Source organism: Vibrio sp. 1249-1 (assembly GCF_033340495.1).
In genome coordinates, this window is record NZ_JAWOWJ010001061.1 from 1 (window position 1) to 541 (window position 541).

The window sequence follows — 541 nt, forward strand, 5'->3', positions numbered from 1 at the left end:
ATCCGCATTTGCACCACCAACAAAGCCGCCGATATCCGTCGTTGCTTCACCAGAAGTGTTCACGCTCACTTCCCATCCGTGCGCAGCAAACGCAGGTAAACTCTGTGCATCTGATTCTCCAGCCGCATTTTGTGCCACTCGGACTTTGATGCTAGAGAATAACTCTTGCAGTGATTTGTTGTACTCCAGTCCTTTACCATTGTTTTGGAGGCGCAGACGGTACACGATATTTTCACCACTAGACGTGTGATTGTACGTCAGCTTTTCGCTTGATAAAGACGACTCCGTGTACGCTTTATGGGATTTGCTTACCTCAGAAGGCAGCATGTTGGCTGGCTCAGCGACTAGGTTATGACTGTTATCAATAACCGCCACGTTTAAGATTTGGCCAACCGCTTTCTCGCTGATCTTTGCTTTCACCGTATATTTGATGAAAGTGCCGCCAACAGCGAAACTATTTGCTGCAAGGTTAAACTGGGTGTCAATATCGCGGTTATCCGTGACCGACCCCGGCTCACTGATACCACTGGTATCGGTTTGA

At 48.2% G+C, this 541-nt stretch carries 1 protein-coding gene; it reads right to left on the minus strand.

Annotated elements, in window-relative coordinates; all coding sequences use genetic code 11:
• The coding region (locus R7Z50_RS30465) for a hypothetical protein (RefSeq protein ID WP_318150145.1) at window positions 1-541 on the minus strand (541 nt) is incomplete at both ends.